At 40.9% G+C, this 19,903-nt stretch carries 17 protein-coding genes and 1 pseudogene; 11 read left to right on the forward strand and 7 right to left on the reverse strand.

The window, feature by feature from the left end; translation table 11 throughout:
- Window positions 1-70 precede the first annotated feature (70 nt).
- From cysS to dtd, 6 genes are all read left to right on the forward strand, one after another.
- On the forward strand, window positions 71-1,414 hold the full coding sequence (gene cysS, locus HMPREF2805_RS02100) for a cysteine--tRNA ligase (protein WP_075231229.1): 1,344 nt from the start codon (window positions 71-73) through the stop codon (window positions 1,412-1,414).
- Complete coding sequence (locus HMPREF2805_RS02105; protein ID WP_075231199.1) at window positions 1,407-1,793, forward strand: Mini-ribonuclease 3; 387 nt, start codon at window positions 1,407-1,409, stop codon at window positions 1,791-1,793. The genes cysS and HMPREF2805_RS02105 overlap by 8 nt, the downstream gene beginning before the upstream one ends.
- 3 nt (window positions 1,794-1,796) lie before the next feature.
- A complete protein-coding gene (locus tag HMPREF2805_RS02110) occupies window positions 1,797-2,666 on the forward strand; it encodes a helix-turn-helix domain-containing protein (RefSeq protein WP_075231200.1) in 870 nt (289 codons plus the stop codon).
- Between the two features lie 113 nt (window positions 2,667-2,779).
- Window positions 2,780-3,910 carry an ABC transporter ATP-binding protein gene (locus HMPREF2805_RS02115; RefSeq protein ID WP_075231201.1) on the forward strand — a complete coding sequence of 377 codons (1,131 nt, stop codon included), beginning with the start codon at window positions 2,780-2,782 and terminating at the stop codon, window positions 3,908-3,910.
- Window positions 3,911-4,055: 145 nt separating this feature from the next.
- Complete coding sequence (locus tag HMPREF2805_RS02120) at window positions 4,056-6,272, forward strand: RelA/SpoT family protein (RefSeq protein ID WP_075231202.1); 2,217 nt, start codon at window positions 4,056-4,058, stop codon at window positions 6,270-6,272.
- 29 nt (window positions 6,273-6,301) lie between these two features.
- Window positions 6,302-6,745, forward strand: coding sequence for a D-aminoacyl-tRNA deacylase (dtd, locus tag HMPREF2805_RS02125; protein WP_075231203.1), 444 nt, complete (start codon window positions 6,302-6,304; stop codon window positions 6,743-6,745).
- A gap of 43 nt (window positions 6,746-6,788) precedes the next feature.
- Here dtd and HMPREF2805_RS02130 read toward each other — a convergent pair whose 3' ends face one another.
- The 5 genes from HMPREF2805_RS02130 to HMPREF2805_RS02150 form a co-directional block, all read right to left on the reverse strand.
- Window positions 6,789-7,439, reverse strand: coding sequence for a metal-dependent transcriptional regulator (locus tag HMPREF2805_RS02130; RefSeq protein ID WP_075231204.1), 651 nt, complete (start codon window positions 7,437-7,439; stop codon window positions 6,789-6,791).
- Window positions 7,440-7,528: 89 nt separating this feature from the next.
- The gene (gene tpx / locus HMPREF2805_RS02135; RefSeq protein WP_075231205.1) at window positions 7,529-8,023 is read right to left on the reverse strand and encodes a thiol peroxidase; all 495 of its coding nucleotides are present in this window, start codon (window positions 8,021-8,023) and stop codon (window positions 7,529-7,531) included.
- 118 nt (window positions 8,024-8,141) lie between these two features.
- Window positions 8,142-9,071, reverse strand: coding sequence for a metal ABC transporter substrate-binding protein (locus HMPREF2805_RS02140; protein WP_075231206.1), 930 nt, complete (start codon window positions 9,069-9,071; stop codon window positions 8,142-8,144).
- A 31-nt stretch (window positions 9,072-9,102) separates the two neighbouring features.
- A complete protein-coding gene (locus HMPREF2805_RS02145; protein WP_075231207.1) occupies window positions 9,103-9,951 on the reverse strand; it encodes a metal ABC transporter permease in 849 nt (282 codons plus the stop codon).
- Window positions 9,948-10,670 (reverse strand): metal ABC transporter ATP-binding protein, encoded by a 723-nt coding sequence (locus tag HMPREF2805_RS02150; protein WP_075231208.1) that lies wholly within the window; start codon window positions 10,668-10,670, stop codon window positions 9,948-9,950. The genes HMPREF2805_RS02145 and HMPREF2805_RS02150 overlap by 4 nt, the downstream gene beginning before the upstream one ends.
- Window positions 10,671-10,849: 179 nt before the next feature.
- Here HMPREF2805_RS02150 and HMPREF2805_RS02155 point away from each other — a divergent pair, with 179 nt between their 5' ends.
- The gene (locus HMPREF2805_RS02155) at window positions 10,850-12,742 is read left to right on the forward strand and encodes a M13 family metallopeptidase (protein WP_075231209.1); all 1,893 of its coding nucleotides are present in this window, start codon (window positions 10,850-10,852) and stop codon (window positions 12,740-12,742) included.
- Window positions 12,743-12,781: 39 nt separating this feature from the next.
- On the opposite strand, the gene HMPREF2805_RS02160 is transcribed toward HMPREF2805_RS02155, so the two are convergent.
- Window positions 12,782-13,411, reverse strand: coding sequence for an MBL fold metallo-hydrolase (locus tag HMPREF2805_RS02160; RefSeq protein ID WP_075231210.1), 630 nt, complete (start codon window positions 13,409-13,411; stop codon window positions 12,782-12,784).
- Window positions 13,412-13,513: 102 nt separating this feature from the next.
- A complete protein-coding gene (locus HMPREF2805_RS02165) occupies window positions 13,514-14,590 on the reverse strand; it encodes a DUF2974 domain-containing protein (RefSeq protein ID WP_075231211.1) in 1,077 nt (358 codons plus the stop codon).
- A 95-nt stretch (window positions 14,591-14,685) separates the two neighbouring features.
- Here HMPREF2805_RS02165 and HMPREF2805_RS02170 point away from each other — a divergent pair, with 95 nt between their 5' ends.
- The 4 genes and pseudogenes from HMPREF2805_RS02170 to HMPREF2805_RS02185 all read left to right on the forward strand — a co-directional run bounded on the left by HMPREF2805_RS02170 (window position 14,686) and on the right by HMPREF2805_RS02185 (window position 19,408).
- Entirely contained in the window at window positions 14,686-15,363 is a 678-nt protein-coding gene (locus HMPREF2805_RS02170) for a response regulator transcription factor (RefSeq protein WP_000548968.1), read from the forward strand.
- Window positions 15,356-16,329: pseudogene (locus tag HMPREF2805_RS02175) on the forward strand (sensor histidine kinase). The gene HMPREF2805_RS02170 and the pseudogene HMPREF2805_RS02175 overlap by 8 nt, the downstream one beginning before the upstream one ends.
- 327 nt (window positions 16,330-16,656) lie before the next feature.
- Window positions 16,657-17,415: an ABC transporter ATP-binding protein gene (locus HMPREF2805_RS02180; RefSeq protein ID WP_006152604.1), complete on the forward strand. Its 759-nt coding sequence runs from the start codon at window positions 16,657-16,659 to the stop codon at window positions 17,413-17,415.
- 1 nt (window position 17,416) lies between these two features.
- The gene (locus HMPREF2805_RS02185) at window positions 17,417-19,408 is read left to right on the forward strand and encodes an ABC transporter permease (protein ID WP_075231212.1); all 1,992 of its coding nucleotides are present in this window, start codon (window positions 17,417-17,419) and stop codon (window positions 19,406-19,408) included.
- The last annotated feature ends 495 nt before the right edge of the window (window positions 19,409-19,903 follow it).

A 19,903-nucleotide genomic window follows, 5' to 3' on the forward strand; every position in this document is an offset into this window, starting at 1 on the left:
TAAAATTTAGTTGAACAGTTAGTTATGAAAATATCTGTTTATGATTTTTAGCTTTCCTGACTATTATTTTATGATTAAAATTTACGACACCATGTCTCGTAATTTGCGAGAATTTGTCCCAATCGAGGACGGCAAGGTTAAAATGTATGTATGTGGGCCGACAGTTTATAACTATATCCACGTAGGGAATGCTCGCTCGACAGTAGCGTTCGATACCATTCGTCGCTACTTTGAGTACCGTGGTTATGAGGTTGCCTATATTTCCAATTTTACGGATGTGGATGATAAGATTATCAACCGTGCCAAGGAAGAAGGCATCACACCTCAGGAAGTAGCGGACAAGTATATCGCTGCCTTTCGTGAGGATGTGACAGCTTTGGGTGTCAAGCCTGCGACTCGTCATCCTCGTGTAGTCGAGTTTATGGCTGACATCATCCGCTTTGTGGAAGACCTGATTGAAAAAGGCTTTGCCTATGAGAGTAAAGGGGATGTCTATTTCCGTGTAGAAAAATCCCACAACTATGCTAAGTTAGCTAATAAAACACTAGAAGACTTGGAGCTAGGTGCTTCAGGTCGCACAGATGAGGAAACGGCTCGCAAGGAAAATCCTGTAGACTTTGCCCTTTGGAAAGCTGCCAAACCAGGTGAGATTTCTTGGGACAGTCCTTGGGGACCAGGTCGTCCAGGCTGGCATATCGAGTGTTCGGTTATGTCAACTGAGATTTTGGGCGATACCATCGATATTCACGGTGGTGGTGCTGATCTTGAGTTTCCACACCACACCAACGAAATTGCCCAGTCAGAAGCCAAGACAGGTAAGACCTTCGCCAATTACTGGATGCACAATGGTTTTGTCAATATCGACAATGTCAAGATGTCTAAGTCTTTGGGGAACTTCATTACAGTACACGATGCCCTCAAAATGATCGATGGGCAGGTGCTACGTTTCTTCTTTGCGACTCAACACTACCGCAAACCTATCAACTTTACAGAAAAAGCAGTGCGCGATGCCGAAACCAATCTCAAGTATTTGAAGAACACTTACGAGCAACCATTTACTGGAGATGTAGATGCTCAAGAATTGCAAGCTTTTAAAGATAAGTTTGTAGCTGCTATGGATGAGGATTTCAATACAGCTAATGGTATTACAGTTGTCTTTGAAATGGCCAAATGGATCAATTCAGGTAACTATGATGCAGCCGTTAAGGAAACTCTTGCGGCTATGTTAGAAGTCTTTGGAATCGTCTTTATTGAGGAAGTTTTGGATGCAGAGATTGAAGTCTTGATTCAAAGACGTCAAGAAGCGCGTGCCAATCGTGACTTTGCGACAGCAGACCAAATCCGTGACCAACTAGCTGCTCAAGGAATTAAGCTCCTTGACACTAAGGATGGAGTGAGGTGGACACGTGATTGATGTCAATCTCATTAACGGGATTGCTCTAGCCTTTGAAGGAGATGCGGTTTACTCTATGTATATTCGTCGCCATCTCATTCTCAAAGGCATGACCAAGCCCAATAAACTCCACCAAGAGGCAACCAAGTATGTGTCGGCCAAGGCTCAGGCACGCTTGATTTCCCTTATGTTAGAAGAAAAAGTCCTAACGGAAAAAGAAGAAGAAATTTATAAACGGGGCCGTAACACCAATAGCCATACCAAGGCAAAGAACGCAGATGTTGTTACCTACCGTATGTCTACAGGTTTTGAAGCGGTCATGGGCTATCTCCATATGACTGAAAATATGGAGCGATTAGAAGCTTTGATCTCTTGGTGCATCCAAAAAGTGGAGGAATAGCCCATGATTGCAAAAGAACTACTAGATTGGTTTCCTGACGGTAAAATCTTAGATCAGCCAGTTGATAAAGAGGGTTATCTAAGCCTACCTCTGTCAAATTATCAGTGGCTTTTGCTTGAGGAAGCTAGTCTTAGCGAGCGTGAAAAACAACTGGTGGCTCTCTTAACCAAACAGGAGCAAACCATTTCCCTGAATCCCTGGTATACTTATCTGATCGAAGGTAAGGGACAGGCACCGCAAAACTTTAAAAAGTTGCAACTTGTCTATTGTCACCTATCCTATTTCCAACAGGAAAATTTAACGTCTTGGTTAGAGATGATGGGAACCCTCTTTCCAAATTGTCAAACAGTTCTTCAGGTGGGAGCCCAAGATTACATTTTTGTTCTTCAACAGGATAAGTACTCGTCAGTTCGTTCTATCCTAACAGACACTATCGAAGCGGTAGAGTATGACTTTGGAGTTCGTCTATCAATCATGCTGGGACAGGTCTGGGCTCAGAATGCCCACCAAACCTTAGCGGCCTTGATTAAGGCAGAGCGTGAGCTCTTTAAGACTTGGTGGCGTCAAGGTCATCAAGGAGTTCATACTTTTTCTCAACTTTATCTTTGGAGTTTGGGAGAAAGACAGGTTGATCTTAGACTTATCAAGGACTATCTCCGTCAGCAAATTCTAGATCAAGATCAGATTCAGGAAATCGTCCTTTCAATGTGGGAAAACAGTGCAGTCTTGACAAAAACAGCTCAGCAGTTGTATTTGCACCGTAATTCTCTCCAATATAAGATTGATAAATGGGAAGAATTGACCGGTCTTCAGTTGAAAGAATTGACTGACCTCACCTTGTGTTATCAGTTGATTTTACCAGATATAATCTAAAGTTTTGTGCAAGTTGCACAGAACTTTTTTATTTTTTTGGTCACCTTGCCATAGAAATGTAAAGCGTTTTCATCTATAATAAAACTATCAAATGACAAAAGGAGTTCACCGAAATGGTAGAATTAAATCTTAAAAATATTTACAAAAAATATCCAAATAGCGAACACTATTCAGTTGAAGATTTCAACTTGAACATCAAAGATAAAGAATTTATCGTTTTCGTAGGACCTTCAGGATGTGGTAAATCAACTACTCTTCGTATGATTGCAGGTCTTGAAGACATCACAGAAGGTACTGCATCTATCGATGGCGTGGTTGTCAACGACGTGGCTCCAAAAGACCGTGACATTGCCATGGTATTCCAAAACTACGCTCTTTACCCACACATGACTGTATACGATAACATGGCCTTCGGTTTGAAATTGCGTAAATACAGCAAAGAAGACATTGACAAACGTGTACAAGAAGCAGCTGAAATTCTTGGTTTGAAAGAATTCTTGGATCGTAAACCAGCTGACCTTTCTGGTGGTCAACGTCAACGTGTTGCTATGGGACGTGCCATTGTCCGTGACGCTAAAGTATTCTTGATGGACGAACCTTTGTCAAACTTGGATGCAAAACTTCGTGTATCCATGCGTGCTGAAATCGCTAAAATCCACCGTCGTATCGGAGCTACAACTATCTACGTAACTCACGACCAAACAGAAGCAATGACACTTGCAGACCGTATCGTTATCATGTCAGCAACTAAGAACCCTGCTGGAACAGGTACTATCGGACGTGTTGAACAAATCGGTACTCCTCAAGAAGTTTACAAAAACCCAGTTAACAAATTCGTAGCAGGATTTATCGGAAGCCCAGCTATGAACTTCATCAACGTTAAATTGAACGGCGACCACATCGTTGCTGACGGCTTTAACTTGAAAGTTCCAGAAGGTGCTTTGAAAGTTCTTCGTGAAAAAGGCTACGAAGGTAAAGAATTGATCTTCGGTATCCGTCCAGAAGACGTAAATGCAGAACCTGCTTTCCTTGAAACATTCCCAGAATCAGTTGTGAAAGCAACGATCTCTGTATCAGAGTTGCTTGGTTCAGAATCTCACCTATACTGCCAAGTTGGTAAAGATGAATTCGTTGCAAAAGTTGACGCTCGTGACTACTTGCAAGCAGGTGCAACAGTTGAACTTGGATTTGACCTAAACAAAGCACACTTCTTTGACGTAGAAACTGAAAAAACAGTTTACTAAGATAGATTTTAAATGTGTTAGCACTGCTAGAGTTTTCTAGTAGTGCTTTTTTGCTAAGATAAGCAAACTCTTACAGAACTAGGCTTTTCTAGTTTTCATATTGTCAAAAAAGTGTTAAAATGGTAGGAAGAACTGGAGAGTATGCATGCCCAAAGAAGTAATTTATTCAGGCGATGAAGTCGTCGCTTTAACACAGAAATATTTATCGAAAGAAGATGTGGCTTTTGTACATAAAGCCTTGGTTTACGCTGTAGAATGCCATAGTGGTCAATATCGTAAATCTGGCGAACCCTACATTATCCATCCTATTCAGGTGGCAGGTATTTTGGCTAAGCTCAAGCTAGACGCTGTCACTGTTGCCTGTGGTTTTTTGCATGACGTGGTTGAAGATACGGAAACGACCTTGGATGATTTAGAGAGAGAGTTTGGTCACGATGTTCGCATTATCGTGGATGGGGTTACCAAATTAGGGAAAGTTGAGTACAAGTCTATCGAGGAGCAGCTAGCTGAAAACCACCGCAAGATGCTCATGGCTATGTCAGAGGATATCCGTGTTATCTTGGTCAAACTGTCTGACCGATTGCATAACATGAGAACCCTTAATCACCTTCGTAAAGATAAGCAGGAACGAATTTCCAGAGAAACCATGGAAATCTATGCTCCGCTTGCCCATCGTTTGGGGATTTCAAGTGTTAAGTGGGAACTAGAAGACCTATCCTTCCGTTATTTAAATCCAACTGAGTTTTACAAGATTAGTCACATGATGAAGGAAAAACGTCAAGAACGTGAAGCCTTGGTAGATGAGGTTGTGACAAAACTTGAGGAATATTCATCAGAACGTCACCTTACAGGAAAAATCTATGGTCGTCCCAAGCATATCTATTCGATTTATCGTAAGATGCAGGATAAGAAGAAGCGCTTTGAAGAGATCTACGACCTGATTGCTATTCGTTGTATCCTAGACACTCAGAGTGATGTCTATGCTATGTTGGGATATGTCCATGAGCTTTGGAAACCAATGCCTGGACGCTTTAAGGACTACATTGCCAACCGTAAGGCCAATGGTTACCAGTCCATCCATACAACTGTTTATGGGCCAAAGGGACCTATTGAATTCCAGATTCGAACCAAGGAAATGCATGAGGTTGCTGAGTACGGTGTTGCTGCTCACTGGGCCTATAAAAAAGGTATCAAGGGGCAGGTTAATGGCAAGGAATCTGCTATCGGTATGAACTGGATCAAGGAGATGATGGAGCTTCAAGACCAGTCCGATGATGCCAAGGATTTCGTAGAGACGGTTAAAGAGAATTACCTAGCAGAAGAAATCTACGTCTTTACTCCAGACGGAGCCGTTCGCTCTCTTCCAAAGGATTCTGGACCGATTGACTTTGCCTATGAGATTCATACCAAAATCGGTGAAAAAGCAACTGGTGCCAAGGTTAATGGTCGTATGGTTCCCTTGACTACCAAGCTAAAAACGGGTGACCAGGTTGAAATCATCACCAATCCAAATTCCTTTGGGCCAAGCCGTGACTGGCTTACCATGGTCAAGACCAGCAAAGCTCGGAACAAGATTCGTCAGTTCTTTAAGAACCAAGACAAAGAATTGTCCATCAACAAGGGCCGTGAAATGCTGATGAGTCAATTCCAGGAGAATGGCTATGTGGCTAATAAATTCATGGACAAGCGTCATATGGATGAAGTCCTCCAAAAAACTAGCTACAAGACTGAGGAAGCTCTCTTTGCGGCTATTGGTTTTGGGGAAATTGGAGCCATCACAGTCTTTAACCGTTTAACTGAAAAAGAGCGCCGTGAGGAAGAACGCGCCAAGGCTAAGGCAGAAGCAGAAGAACTGGTCAAGGGTGGCGAAGTCAAAGTAGAGAACAAGGACACGCTTAAGGTGAAGCATGAGGGTGGAGTTGTCATCCAAGGTGCTTCTGGGCTCTTGGTCCGGATTGCCAAATGTTGTAACCCTGTTCCTGGTGATGATATCGTTGGTTATATTACCAAAGGTCGTGGTGTTGCTATCCACCGTGTTGACTGTATGAATCTTCGTTCGCAGGAAAACTACGAGCAACGTCTATTAGATGTTGAGTGGGAAGATCAATTCTCAAGCAAGGAATATATGGCTCATATCGATATTTACGGTCTCAATCGTACTGGACTTTTGAACGATGTTTTACAGGTCTTGTCAAATACAACTAAAAACATCTCAACGGTCAATGCCCAACCTACCAAAGATATGAAATTTGCCAATATCCATGTCTCCTTTGGGATTTCTAACCTTTCAACTCTGACAACGGTAGTTGATAAGATTAAGAGTGTACCAGAAGTCTACTCTGTTAAACGGACCAATGGTTAAGTTGGAGCGATAGATCTAGAAAGGCTATTATGAAAATCATTATTCAGAGGGTCAAAAAAGCCCAAGTTAGCATTGAAGGTCAGGTATATGGACAAATCCAGCAGGGATTATTACTCCTAGTTGGTGTTGGCCCTGAGGATCAAAAAGAAGATTTGGATTATGCAGTGAGAAAACTTGTCAATATGCGTATCTTTTCAGATACCGAAGGCAAGATGAATTTATCAGTCAAGGATATCCAAGGAGAAATACTCTCCATCTCTCAATTCACTCTTTTTGCCGATACCAAAAAAGGGAATCGCCCAGCTTTTACAGGTGCAGCTAAACCGGATATGGCTGAGGCCTTCTATCAAGATTTTAACCGAGAACTAGCCAAGGAAGTTCCTGTGAAAACAGGTATTTTCGGAGCAGATATGCAGGTGGAACTGGTCAATGATGGTCCTGTAACCATCATCCTTGACACCAAAAATAGATAAGAAAAACCAAGCTAGCGGGCTTGGTTTTTTGCTGATAAAGACTTTAGTTCATTTTTTCAACATAGAGTTGTTTAGCGATTTCGAGGCTGACTTGAAGTTCTTCATTATTGTGAATCAGGGTAAAGGTATTAGAGAAGCCATCGAACTGCTTGACATGGAGTTGGTCTCCAATATGGATGGCATGTTTATCCAAATATTGGAGGATTTCAAAGCTGTCATGAACTCTTGTCAGAAGGTAGTTTCCTACTTCTTTGATATCAGAAAGTGGCAGGTTATTAACCTCAACTAGAAGCTCACCCTTAGCAGGAATGGTTCCTCCATGGGGACAGGTCTTTGGAAAGCCTAACATACTCTCCAGTCTCTCCACAAAAAGATCTGAAACTGTATGCTCTAATACCTCAGCCTCATCGTGAATCTGGTTGCTGGTATAGTCTAGATGGTGAACTAGAAAGACCTCTATCAGTCGATGCTTACGATAAAGCTCAGAGACCAGCTTTAAGCCAATATCCGTTAGTATATAGCCATTTTCTTTATTCTTTAATATAAGATTTTCGGATTGCATGCGCTTGATCATCTCAGTTACCGCAGGAGGTGATACCTGCATCCGAGCAGCGATTTCCTTGTTGGTAATCTTAGGAACTTCCATGCCAATCTCATAAATACATTTTAAGTAATCTTCTTTATTTGGTGTCATTCGTATTTCCTTGTTTATTATCTCCATCTAGTATACCAAAAAAAGCTAGATTTCTCTAGCTTTCTGTCTTGTTACAAGTGGGCTTTCTTTTAGTCAAGCGACTTTGCTGCTTCAATGGCTGCTTCAAAGTTTGGCTCGCTGTTGATATTATCCACGTATTCGACGTAGCGGATGGTATTATCAGCATCGAGAACAAAAACTGCGCGTGCAAGCAGATGCCATTCATTGATTAAGAGGGCATAATCGCGTCCAAAGGAATGGTCATAGTAGTCTGAGAGCATGATGGCATTCTCAATTCCTTCAGCACCACACCAGCGTTTTTGAGCGAAGGGGAGGTCCATAGACACCGTTAAGACAACAGTGTTGTCTAAGCTAGCCAATTCTTGGTTAAAGCGACGAGTCTGAAGTGAGCAGATACCAGTGTCGATAGAAGGAATGACACTCAAAATCTTTTTCTTGCCTTCAAAATCAGCTAGTGTTTTTTTAGAGAGGTCAGTCGTTGTGAGAGAGAAATCAAGTGCCTTGTCTCCTACTTGTAGTTGTTTTCCCGTAAAAGTAACAGGGTTTCCAAGGAATGTAGTCATAAGCTACTCCAATCTTTTTTCTTTCATTTTACATTAAATGTTCAGACTCTTCCAATAATTTGACCGGAATTTGAATCAAAAAAACGCCAATTCCGTGAGAACGACGTTTTTTAAATGTTTATTTTGCCAAACCTTCAGCAATCTTGTCAAGGTTGTATTTCATCATGTTGTAGTAGCTATCGCCTTCTTTACCTTGTTCTGCGATAGAGTCAGTAAAGATTTGAGCGTAGATTGGGATGTTTGTGTCTTGTGAAACGGTCTTCATTGGACGGTCATCCACACTTGATTCTACAAAGAGGGAAGGAGTTTTTGTTTGGCGAAGTTTTTCAACCAAGGTCTTGATTTGGTCAGGAGTTCCTTCTTCTTCAGTATTGATTTCCCAGATATAGGCACTTGGGACACCGTAGGCTTTAGAGAAGTATTTGAAACATCCTTCGCTGGTTACGATCAATTTTTTCTCAGCAGGGATGTTGTTAAATTTCTCTTTAGCTTCCTTGTCAAGTTTGTCTAGCTTATCAGTATATTCTTTGAGATTTTTTTCGTAGAATTCCTTGTTGCTAGGGTCTTTAGCGCTCAATTGTTTTGCGATGTTTTTAGCAAAGATCATACCGTTTTCAAGGTTAAGCCAAGCGTGTGGGTCTTCTTTGCCTTTTTCGTTTTGACCTTCAAGGTAGATAACATCAACGCCTTCGCTGACTGCAAAGTAGTCTTTGTTTTCAGTTTTCTTAGCATTTTCTACCAATTTTGTAAACCAAGCATTGCCACCAGTTTCAAGGTTGATACCGTTGTAGAAAATCAAATCAGCTTGAGAAGTTTTCTTGACATCTTCAGGAAGTGGTTCGTATTCGTGTGGGTCTTGACCAACAGGAACGATACTGTGAAGATCAATCTTATCACCAGCAATATTTTTAGTAATATCAGCGATGATTGAGTTTGTAGCAACAACTTTTAGTTTTTGACCAGAAGCTGCATCTTTCTTTCCAGTAGAACATGCTACAAGAGCAATGACGGAAAGAAAGAGAATCAGCAATGTACCTAATTTTTTCATTAGATCCTCCAATTTATTGGGGTTTTGCCCCTTATTTTAACAAATGTTTATTTTTCAGTTTCAAATATCGTTGTTTTGGAGCGATAAAGAAGCTAATAAGAAAGAAACTAGCGGCTGTAAGCACGATACTAGAACCTGCCGCAACGTTAAAGCTATAGCCGATAAAGAGTCCCAAAACTGAAGCTGTAGCTCCAAAGGTTGAGGAAAGGAAAATCATACTTTTCAGGCTATTAGCATAGAGATAAGCAGTTGCTGCTGGGGTAATCAGCATGGCTACAATCAGGATAGTTCCGACACTTTGCATAGCTGTCACAGACACCAGAGTTAGGAGTACCATGAGTAAGTAGTGATAGAAATTGACAGGCATTCCCATGGCCTTAGCCAAGAGTTCATCAAAGGAAGTGATCAAGAGTTGCTTGAAGAAAATCCAGATTAACAAGAGAATGGCTACCCCTACACCCATAGTAATAAACATATCCGTATCTTGGACGGCTAGGATATTACCAAAAAGGATATGGAAAAGGTCAGTTGAACTTTTAGCGACACTAATCAAGATGATACCGAGGGCTAAGAAAGAAGAAAAGGTAATGCCGATGGCGGTATCGCTTTTGATAATCGAGTTCCCCTTGATGTAGGTAATGATGATGGCAGCTAGCAATCCAAAGACAATGGCTCCGATAAAGAAGTCAAGGCCCAAGATGAAGGAGAGGGCTACACCTGGCAAGACAGCATGTGAAATGGCATCTCCCATGAGTGACATCCCGCGTAGAATGATGAAACATCCCACAGCTCCAGCTACGACCCCGACGACAATAGCTGTTATCAAGGCATTTTGTAGGAAATGGAATTTTTGCAATCCATCGATAAATTCTGCAATCATAGGTCACCTCCATTGAAAAAGAGTCGATTACCGTAAGCTTCTTTTAGATTGGCTTCGGTAAAAGTTTCTTTGGTCGGACCAAAGGCAATCACTTCTCGATTGACAAGCAAGACTTGATCGAAGTAGTGGGGAACCTTGCTGAGGTCGTGGTGGACGATGAGAACCGTCTTCCCAGCTTTTTTCAGATCTCTCAGCGTATTCATGATGATTTCCTCACTGACTGAGTCAATCCCAACAAAGGGTTCATCCAAGAGGATATAGTCGGCTTCCTGCACCAAACATCTGGCAATCAAGACCCGCTGGAATTGACCTCCAGAGAGTTGACTGATTTGCCGTTCAGCGTAGTCAGCTAGGTCGACGATTTCAAGGGCCTCTTGCACTTTCTTCCAATGTTTAGCATTTAAACTTCGAAAGAGAGGAATAGAGGGAAACAGTCCTAACGAGACGCATTCCTTGACCTTGATGGGAAAGTTGTAGTCGATATTGATTTTTTGTTCGACATAGGCGATTCGATGTAAGGATTTTTTAACTTCCTTGTCATCGAGAAATGCCTGACCTTGATGTGGGATAATTCCCAGCATACCTTTTAATAATGTTGATTTCCCAGCGCCGTTTGGGCCAATAATTCCGGTAATCGTTGGTCCTTGGAGCACTAGTGAAATATCCTTTAGTGCCAACGTTTCTTTGTAGGAGACACTGAGGTTTTCGATACGTATCATACAGTTATATTCCTCCTATCTTTTAATATACCTTAAAATAAAAATTAAGTCAAGTTAATTTTTGTAAATATTTAAAATATTAACTAGAAAACAATCAGAAGAAGACGGCATTTTTAATTGCATTCCCCAGGGATTTTTGCTAAGCTAGGAATAAGTTAAAATAGGAAAGAGAGAATAAAATGACACGTTATCAAGATGATTTTTATGATGCTATAAATGGTGAATGGGAAAAGACTGCCGTCATTCCAGCTGACAAATCACGAACAGGTGGTTTTATCGACCTTGACGAAGAAATTGAAGAGTTGATGCTAACAACAACTGACAAGTGGTTGGCTGGAGAAGATGTTCCTGAAGATGCCATATTAGCAAATTTTGTTAAGTACCATAGTATGGTCAGAGATTTTGACAAACGAGAAGCAGATGGAATCAAACCAGTCCTCCCTTTACTGAATGAATATCAAGATTTGGAAAGTTTTGCGGATTTCGCAAGTAAACTAGCTGCATTCGAATTAGCTGGTAAACCAAACTTCCTTCCATTTGGAGTATCACCAGACTTTATGGATGCTAGAACCAATGTTCTTTGGGCTAGTGCTCCAGGAACAATCTTACCTGACACAACCTACTATGCGGAAGACCATCCACAGCGTGAGGAATTGTTGAACCTTTGGAAAGAAAGTACTTCTAATCTCCTCAAAGCCTATAACTTTTCAGATGAAGAAATCGAAGATCTTTTAGAGAAACGTTTGGAATTGGACCGCCGTATCGCAGCTGTGGTCCTCTCTAACGAAGAAAGTTCAGAATATGCTAAACTTTATCATCCATATTCTTATGACGATTTCAAAAAGTTTGCTCCTGCCCTTCCATTGGATGACTTTTTCCAAGCTGTTCTTGGTCAAGTACCTGATAAGGTCATTGTAGATGAAGAACGTTTCTGGCAAGCAGCAGAGCAATTCTATAGTGAAGAAGCTTGGCCTTTGCTCAAGGCAAGCTTGATCTTGAGTGTGGTCAATCTTTCAACGAGCTATTTGACAGATGAGATTCGTATCTTGTCAGGTGCTTATGGTCGTGCTCTTTCAGGTGTTCCAGAAGCCCAAGATAAACGCAAGGCTGCTTACCACTTAGCGCAAGGACCATTCAAACAAGCCCTTGGACTTTGGTATGCCCACGAAAAATTCTCTCCTGAAGCTAAGGCGGATGTAGAGAAAAAAGTAGCGACCATGATTGACGTATATAAGGAACGCTTAGCTAAGAATGACTGGCTGACTCCTGAAACACGAGAAAAAGCTATCGTCAAACTCAATGTTATCAAGCCTTATATTGGTTATCCAGAAGAGCTACCAGCTCGCTATAAGGACAAGGTAGTGGATGAATCTTCTAGCCTCTTTGAGAATGCTCTTGCCTTTGCGCGTGTGGAAATCAAGCACAGCTGGAGCAAGTGGAACCAGCCAGTTGACTATAAGGAGTGGGGAATGCCTGCTCATATGGTCAATGCCTACTACAATCCACAAAAGAACTTGATTGTCTTCCCTGCTGCTATCTTACAGGCTCCATTCTATGATTTGCATCAGTCATCTTCTGCCAACTATGGTGGTATCGGAGCGGTTATCGCCCATGAAATTTCTCATGCCTTTGATACAAATGGGGCTTCCTTTGATGAAAATGGTAGCCTCAAGGACTGGTGGACAGAGAACGACTATGCTGCCTTTAAAGAAAAAACGCAGAAGGTTATCGACCAGTTTGATGGTCAAGAATCTTACGGTGCAAGGATCAACGGAAAACTAACTGTATCCGAAAACGTTGCGGACCTTGGAGGAATCGCTGCAGCGCTAGAAGCTGCCAAGAGAGAACCAGATTTCTCAGCTGAAGAGTTCTTCCATAACTTTGCTCGTATCTGGCGTATGAAAGGTCGCCCAGAGTTGATGAAACTCATGGCTAGCGTCGACGTACACGCTCCAGCTAAACTCCGTGTCAACGTCCAAGTGCCAAACTTTGATGACTTCTTTACGACCTATGATGTCAAAGAAGGCGACGGTATGTGGCGTTCACCAGAAGACCGTGTGATTATTTGGTAATCAAAAAACCAAGGATGATTGTCCTTGGTTTTTCTCTTGCTAGAAAAATGGATTGAAGGTTTTTTCGTGCGCGATAGTCGTAGCTGGACCATGTCCTGGATAGACATCGTAGTTAGGAAGGGTAAAGAGCTGTGTTTGGATACTATGAAGGAGTTGTTCCATACTACCAGTTGGCAAATCTGTCCGACCAATGGTTTCTCGGAAAAGGGCATCTCCCGTTAAGACCAAGTGTCCATCTGGGAAAACCAATGAAACTCCACCGATAGAGTGGCCTGGCGTTGGTAAGACTGTAAAGCGGAATTCTTCAATCTGGTATTCTTCATGAAAGACATAAGCGTGTTCAGCTGGTTTGCAGATGACATCCGCCATATCATCGTGTCGAGGGAGTCCTGAAAGGTTGTCAACAGGAGTATAGAGCCAGCTAGCTTCACTTTCTGCCACATAGACTGGAGGATTTCCATAAGTATCTCTGACCAAGTCAAGACTCATAATATGGTCGTAGTGAGTGTGGGTCAGAAGAATGGCACAGACTGGTTTGTTAATGTTCTCGATAGTCTTGCGAATGGCCTCCCAATGGCTACCAGGATCGACTACAATCAGGTGTTGCTCCCCTTCGAGATAATAAGTATTTTCATAAGCAACAGGATTCACAGTTTTATGGATTTTCATAGGTTTCCTCTTTCAAAGAATTTACTCCTACTAGTATAACACAGAAGAATAAAATAAGGAATCAAGAAGAAAGTCCCTTCAGAGAAGAGACCTTGTTATTGATTAAAAATGATTTTTCCAGGCATGGAAACGAGCATCTAGTAGGAGTTGTGTCAGATTTTTTAAGATTTCAACTTGCTCAGGCTCTAGAGTCTGAGCTTGAGAAACAAGTTGTCGAACATGGTCAATAGCATTTTTAGAAGACAGTTCATTAATGGAGCTGATTCCAGATTCTAGGATGGTTCCGAAAAAGAGATCAAAGTAGAGTTCCAGTTCTTCATCGGGAACACTGTCCACCCATTTTTTAAGAGTGTCTTTGATTTGGAGACTTTCGCTACTGATGGCCTCTAGTTGGACAAAGTGGTGTCCCTCTGTCAGCCAACTAAAGGTACTGTGTTGAGCGATTCCTCCGAGAGCTGTAGACTTGACGACGATAGGTGTATCAGGGACTTCTAGCATCATGCCAATAACAGATCCCTGTGGGACATAGCGGCGAATTTTTGGAATAACATCTTGATAACCAGTGGTTTCAGTCAGATGAGCCTGCAAACCAGGGGCATCGTAGGTATAAATCGCAGATATCTTTTCCTGCAATTCAGGTTGGATTTGACTAGCGGCATAGATGGCTAGATTCCCACCTTTAGAATGTCCAGCAAGCATGACGTTTTGTTTTGGATGTTGGGTAAAGAAATCTTCCAAGTATTCAAGAGCATCCTTTTGGGCAGGGATTTCCTTCATGTAGGTCATATGGAAATCTTCCTTCCAGCCAATAATACTGTCGTCTGTGCCACGAAAGACAATCAGATAAGTATCTAGGTTCAGACGATAGGTCATAGCAGCGAACTGCTTTTGAAGTTCTGTGTCGACCTCGTTGACAAAATTAGAAAGTTTGCTATTTTTAAAACGTTTGTGTTGGGATAACTGATTGAGGAGCTGAAGTCGTTCTTTATTGGTCAACATGGTACTTTCTCGAGGGACACGTGTTGCAACATCGCTTAAACGATTGACAGGCTGGTCCAATAGGTTATCAAAAGAAAGATAGGTCAACTCAGTCAGAGCAAGTATATCCAGTTCATTTAAGGGAAGATCATAAAAAGAATCGTATTGAACGTCAGTTAGGTAGTCAAAAATATTGGCCATGAGAATTCCTTTCTTAACTTTTATCATATCAGATTTACATCAATTTCGCTAGTAGTCAGAAGAATTTTGCTATAATATAAAAAAAGGAGGAGCAGATGCATAAGATTTTACTAGTAGAAGATGATCCAGTAATCCGTCAGCAAGTTGGGAAAATGCTTTCCGAATGGGGTTTTGAAGTAGTCATGGTAGAAGACTTTATGGAAGTTCTGACGCTATTTGTTCAATCTGAGCCTCATCTGGTTCTCATGGATATTGGATTGCCTCTCTTTAATGGTTATCACTGGTGCCAGGAGATTCGCAAGATTTCCAAAGTTCCTATTATGTTTTTGTCTTCAAGAGACCAGGCTATGGACATCGTGATGGCTATTAATATGGGAGCAGACGATTTTGTGACCAAGCCTTTTGACCAGCAGGTCCTTTTAGCTAAGGTACAGGGTTTGTTGCGCCGCTCTTATGAGTTTGGAAGGGATGAGAGTCTTTTAGAATATGCAGGAGTTATCCTCAATACCAAGTCTATGGATGTGCATGTCAATGGCAAAGCTATCAGTTTAACAAAGAATGAATTTCAGATTTTACGAGTTTTATTTGAGCATGCAGGAAATATCGTAGCGCGTGACGACTTGATGCGGGAACTCTGGAACAGTGACTTTTTTATCGACGACAATACCTTATCTGTTAATGTCGCTCGCTTGCGCAAGAAACTGGAGGAAGAAGGTTTGATTGGTTTTATCGAAACTAAGAAAGGGATAGGGTATGGATTGAAACATGCTTGAACTTAAAAGTTTTTTTCTAGCTTATATCCGTTCGCGTAGCCGTTTTTTGCTTTTATTCTATCGCTAACAGGTTTGCTTTTTCTATTTGAAATCTTGTTTGATAAGCAAGGGCCCTACTTTAACTATTTCTTCTTTCTATCTACATTTTTGACATTTTTGTTTTTGGTATTTGATTTCTTGATAGAATTGCAACGTTATCGTAAGGAATTGCTCTATGGCGAAAGAAAAGCTAAGTCACCAATGGAAGTCCTTCTAACTGAAAAATTAGAGAAAAGCGAATCTGAACTCTATCAAAAGAAATCAGATGCTGAAAACCGCTATAATGATTTGGTGGACTACTATACACTCTGGGTTCATCAGATAAAAACACCAATTGCAGCCAGTAAACTCCTTGTAAGTGAGGTGGCAGATCGCCAACTGAAACAACAGTTGGAGCAGGAAATTTTTAAGATTGATTCCTATACCAACCTCGTACTCCAATATCTGCGCTTAGAAAGCTTCCATGATGATTTGGTGTTGAAAAAAGAAAATATAGAAGATCTGGTCAAGGAAGTCATTCGCAAATATGCCATTTTCTTTATCCAGAAATCTCTAAGTATTAATCTGCATGACTTGGACAGAAGGATTGTGACGGATAAAAAATGGCTGTTGGTAGTCATTGAACAAATCCTGTCAAATAGCCTCAAGTACACAAATGAAGGTGGGGTTGAAATCTACATGGAAGGTTCAGACCTTTGTATCAAAGATACTGGGATTGGTATCAAAAACAGTGATCGGTTGCGAGTCTTTGAACGTGGATTTTCAGGATATAATGGTCGAATGACCCAGCAGTCATCTGGACTTGGGCTCTATCTAACCCAGAAAATCAGCCAAGAATTAGGACATCAGATTCAAATAGAATCCGAACTTGGGCAAGGAACAACGGTGAGGATTAAGTTCTCTGAAGTGAATTTACTGATTGAATGAAAAGAATTGTGAAGAGCTTGGAAGAAACCTTTCAAGCTCTTCTTTAGACCTTGATATGGTGAGAAAAAAGGCTTCAATTAGATAAAAAATGTAATCTTACAAAAATGTAAGATTAAAGGCCTCTTTTGTAAGGTTATGTTATGGCAAGCCATCTTTTTTTGGAGTAAACTTAGAGCATAAAGAAAAAGGAGAGGAACCATGAAAACAATTTTACAAAAGAAACAAACAAGTAAGCCGAGTCCAAAGGATATCGAGCGAGTTCAAATCGGCATCGAAATGATGCAAGCTCAGTTTCAATTAATGGGATATTAAAAAGGAGAAGTTAAAATGACACTATTAGATGTAAAACACGTTCAAAAGATTTATAAAACTCGCTTTCAAGGCAACCAAGTAGAAGCCCTGAAAGATATTCACTTTACCGTTGAAAAAGGCGACTACGTCGCTATCATGGGTGAGTCTGGATCTGGTAAATCGACCCTACTCAATATTCTTGCTATGCTTGACAAGCCAACGCGTGGGCAGGTCTTCCTAAACGGAACTGATACAGCTACCATAAAAAATTCTGAAGCATCAAGCTTCCGTCGCGAAAAGTTAGGCTTTGTCTTCCAAGACTTCAATTTATTAGATACACTTTCTGTCAAAGACAATATCTTACTCCCTTTGGTATTGTCTAGAAAGCCTATTACAGAAATGATGAAAAAATTGGTCGTGACGGCCGAAAATCTTGGCATCAATCAATTGCAGGAGAAGTACCCTTATGAAATCTCTGGAGGGCAAAAACAACGAGTTGCAGTTGCACGGGCTATCATCACAGAACCAGAAATTCTTCTTGCGGACGAGCCAACAGGTGCCTTAGACTCCAAATCGTCTGCAGCCCTCCTTGATATCTTTGATCAGATCAACGAGCAAGGGCAAACCATTCTCATGGTGACCCACTCAACAGCAGCAGCTAGCCGTGCAAAACGTGTTCTTTTCATCAAGGACGGTATTCTCTATAATCAAATCTACCGTGGTGAAAAGACGGATCGTCAGATGTTCCAAGAAATCTCTGACACCTTGACTGTTATGGCAAGTGAGGTGAACTAGTATGTTTCGATTAACCAATAAGTTGGCCATCTCCAACTTAATCAAAAACCGCAAACTCTATTATCCTTTTGCACTAGCAGTTCTCCTTGCAGTTACTATCAGCTATCTATTTTATTCATTAACTTTTAATCCTAAAATGGTAGAAATGCGGGGTGGATCTTCTATTCAATTTACCCTACAACTAGGTCTCATCGTAGTGACACTTGCATCTGCCATTATCGTGCTTTATGCCAATAGTTTTGTCATGAAAAACCGTTCCAAAGAACTGGGTATATATGGCATGTTGGGACTAGAAAAGCGTCATTTGATTAGCATGACCTTTAAGGAACTCTTGATTTTTGGGCTAGTAACAGTCACTGCTGGGATTGGGATTGGTGCCCTCTTTGACAATCTCATCTTTGCTTTATTGCTCAAACTTTCAAAGATGAAGGTAGATCTAGTCGCAACCTTCCAATGGTCCGTAGTACTTTCAATTCTTTTGGTATTTGGACTTATCTTTTTAGTCATTGTCCTCCTAAATGCTATCCGCATTATCCGTATGGATGCTCTCCAACTATCTCGTGAGAAAGCAAAAGGTGAGAAGAAGGGCCGTTTCCTAGTGTTTCAGACAATCTTGGGACTACTCTCTTTAGGTAGTGGCTATTATCTAGCTCAAAGCGTAACAAATGCTCTATTAGCTATTTCTACCTTCTTTTTAGCTGTAATACTGGTCATTTTAGGAACCTATCTCTTGTTCAATGCTGGGATTACAGTTTTCTTGAAAATGCTCAAGAAAAACAAGAAATATTACTACAAACCTAACAATCTCATCTCTGTTTCTAACCTCATTTTCCGTATGAAGAAAAATGCGGTTGGTTTAGCGACTATCGCCATCCTTTCCACCATGGTTTTGGTCACCATGTCGGCAGCAACCAGTATCTACAATGGTTCTGAAAATATTAAAAAACTCCTGTATCCTCACGATATGTCAATTTCAGGACAAAATGTAGAAGTTGAGGATTTAGACCAACTTTTAACTCAGTATGCCAAGGAAAAGAACCTAACAATCAGCACTAAGGATGTTCTTAGCTATGCAAGTTTCGGCCTTTCTAGTCAAGACGGGACAAAATTAACCGCCTTTGAAAAAGGGCAAAACAATGTCATGCCTAAGACAGTCTTCCTGGTTTTTGATCAAAAAGATTATGAAAAAATGACTGGACAAAAGCTGAACCTTACGAATAATGAGGTGGGACTATTCGCTAAGAACGATGGCCTTAAAGGTCAAAAAGCATTCAGTCTTAACAATCAGAACTATACTATCAAGGAAGCAATCCAGCAAGATTTCCTCAGAGACCATGTTGCTAACCAGTATGTACTTTTGATCTCAGATTATAACTACCTTGTTGTCTCAAATTTGCAGGACTTTTTAGATAAATACCAGGATTCTGCTATATACACTCAGCTATATGGTGGAATGGATGTGACAGCAAGTAAAGAGGAACAGTTAAAGCTATCTGATGATTTCGATGCGTATGTGAATAATTTCAGTCACAATCTCAAGAACGAGAATGGTATGGTTTACGGTGCAAACATTGCGAGTGAGTCAACTGTCGAAATGAACGCTCTCTTTGGTGGAGTCCTCTTTATCGGTATTTTTCTCTCTATCATCTTTATGGTAGGTACTGTACTCGTTATCTACTATAAACAAATTTCAGAAGGTTATGAAGACCGTGAACGCTTTGTCATTCTGCAAAAGGTTGGTTTGGATCAAAAACAAATCAAGCAAACCATTAACAAGCAGGTCTTGACTGTTTTCTTCCTACCTCTGGCCTTTGCCTTCCTTCATCTGGCTTTTGCTTATCACATGTTGAGCCTGATTCTCAAGGTCGTTGGTGTTGTTGATTCAGCCATGATGTTAAGCGTAACTCTTTCCATTTGTGGTATCTTTGCTTTAGTCTATGTCCTAATCTTTATGATTACTTCAAGAAGCTATCGCAAAATTGTTCAAATGTAAAAACAGAAACATCAAAAAAGAGAGTGGGACAGAAATCGTTAATTCGTTAGAATTCGATTTCGTCGTCCCACCTCCGCACAGTTGAGTAGGGCTGTAAAAGCTGATGAAATCAGCGTAGTAGAGCCCACTCAACCACTGCGTCTTGCTCGACAATCCAAAGACAATTGAGAGGCTAGGACTTTTGTCCCAGCCTCTTTTCTAGAGCTGGGATTTTGTACAAGGTTTTATCTCTTATTTCACAACACGTGATTTGTTGGCGATATCAGCTAGGATTGCTGCTACAAACTCATCATGTTTAAACATTAAAACGGTATTCACTTTCAGAGGAGATATCGTTTTTCTTCTTCTTATTCGGATAAGGATACAAAAATTTCTTCTTTTCTCTATCTTTTAAATTAATTGATTTCTTCAGAGAAAGGCTGTAAAATTTTTGATATAATATCAAGGATAGACTGATGGATATTTAATACTCTTCGAAAATCAAATTCAAACCAC

This window comes from Streptococcus sp. HMSC034E03 (assembly GCF_001811505.1).
Taxonomy (GTDB): domain Bacteria; phylum Bacillota; class Bacilli; order Lactobacillales; family Streptococcaceae; genus Streptococcus.

Bases quoted from the DNA above. Each gene is read 5' to 3' on its own strand.
- cysS (WP_075231229.1), top strand. From the start codon at position 71: ATGATTAAAATTTACGACACCATGTCTCGTAATTTGCGAGAATTTGTC.
- HMPREF2805_RS02110 (WP_075231200.1), top strand. From the start codon at position 1,797: ATGATTGCAAAAGAACTACTAGATTGGTTTCCTGACGGTAAAATCTTA.
- HMPREF2805_RS02115 (WP_075231201.1), top strand. From the start codon at position 2,780: ATGGTAGAATTAAATCTTAAAAATATTTACAAAAAATATCCAAATAGC.
- HMPREF2805_RS02120 (WP_075231202.1), top strand. From the start codon at position 4,056: ATGCCCAAAGAAGTAATTTATTCAGGCGATGAAGTCGTCGCTTTAACA.
- dtd (WP_075231203.1), top strand. From the start codon at position 6,302: ATGAAAATCATTATTCAGAGGGTCAAAAAAGCCCAAGTTAGCATTGAA.
- HMPREF2805_RS02130 (WP_075231204.1), bottom strand. From the start codon at position 7,439: ATGACACCAAATAAAGAAGATTACTTAAAATGTATTTATGAGATTGGC.
- tpx (WP_075231205.1), bottom strand. From the start codon at position 8,023: ATGACTACATTCCTTGGAAACCCTGTTACTTTTACGGGAAAACAACTA.
- HMPREF2805_RS02140 (WP_075231206.1), bottom strand. From the start codon at position 9,071: ATGAAAAAATTAGGTACATTGCTGATTCTCTTTCTTTCCGTCATTGCT.
- HMPREF2805_RS02145 (WP_075231207.1), bottom strand. From the start codon at position 9,951: ATGATTGCAGAATTTATCGATGGATTGCAAAAATTCCATTTCCTACAA.
- HMPREF2805_RS02150 (WP_075231208.1), bottom strand. From the start codon at position 10,670: ATGATACGTATCGAAAACCTCAGTGTCTCCTACAAAGAAACGTTGGCA.
- HMPREF2805_RS02155 (WP_075231209.1), top strand. From the start codon at position 10,850: ATGACACGTTATCAAGATGATTTTTATGATGCTATAAATGGTGAATGG.
- HMPREF2805_RS02160 (WP_075231210.1), bottom strand. From the start codon at position 13,411: ATGAAAATCCATAAAACTGTGAATCCTGTTGCTTATGAAAATACTTAT.
- HMPREF2805_RS02165 (WP_075231211.1), bottom strand. From the start codon at position 14,590: ATGGCCAATATTTTTGACTACCTAACTGACGTTCAATACGATTCTTTT.
- HMPREF2805_RS02170 (WP_000548968.1), top strand. From the start codon at position 14,686: ATGCATAAGATTTTACTAGTAGAAGATGATCCAGTAATCCGTCAGCAA.
- HMPREF2805_RS02180 (WP_006152604.1), top strand. From the start codon at position 16,657: ATGACACTATTAGATGTAAAACACGTTCAAAAGATTTATAAAACTCGC.
- HMPREF2805_RS02185 (WP_075231212.1), top strand. From the start codon at position 17,417: ATGTTTCGATTAACCAATAAGTTGGCCATCTCCAACTTAATCAAAAAC.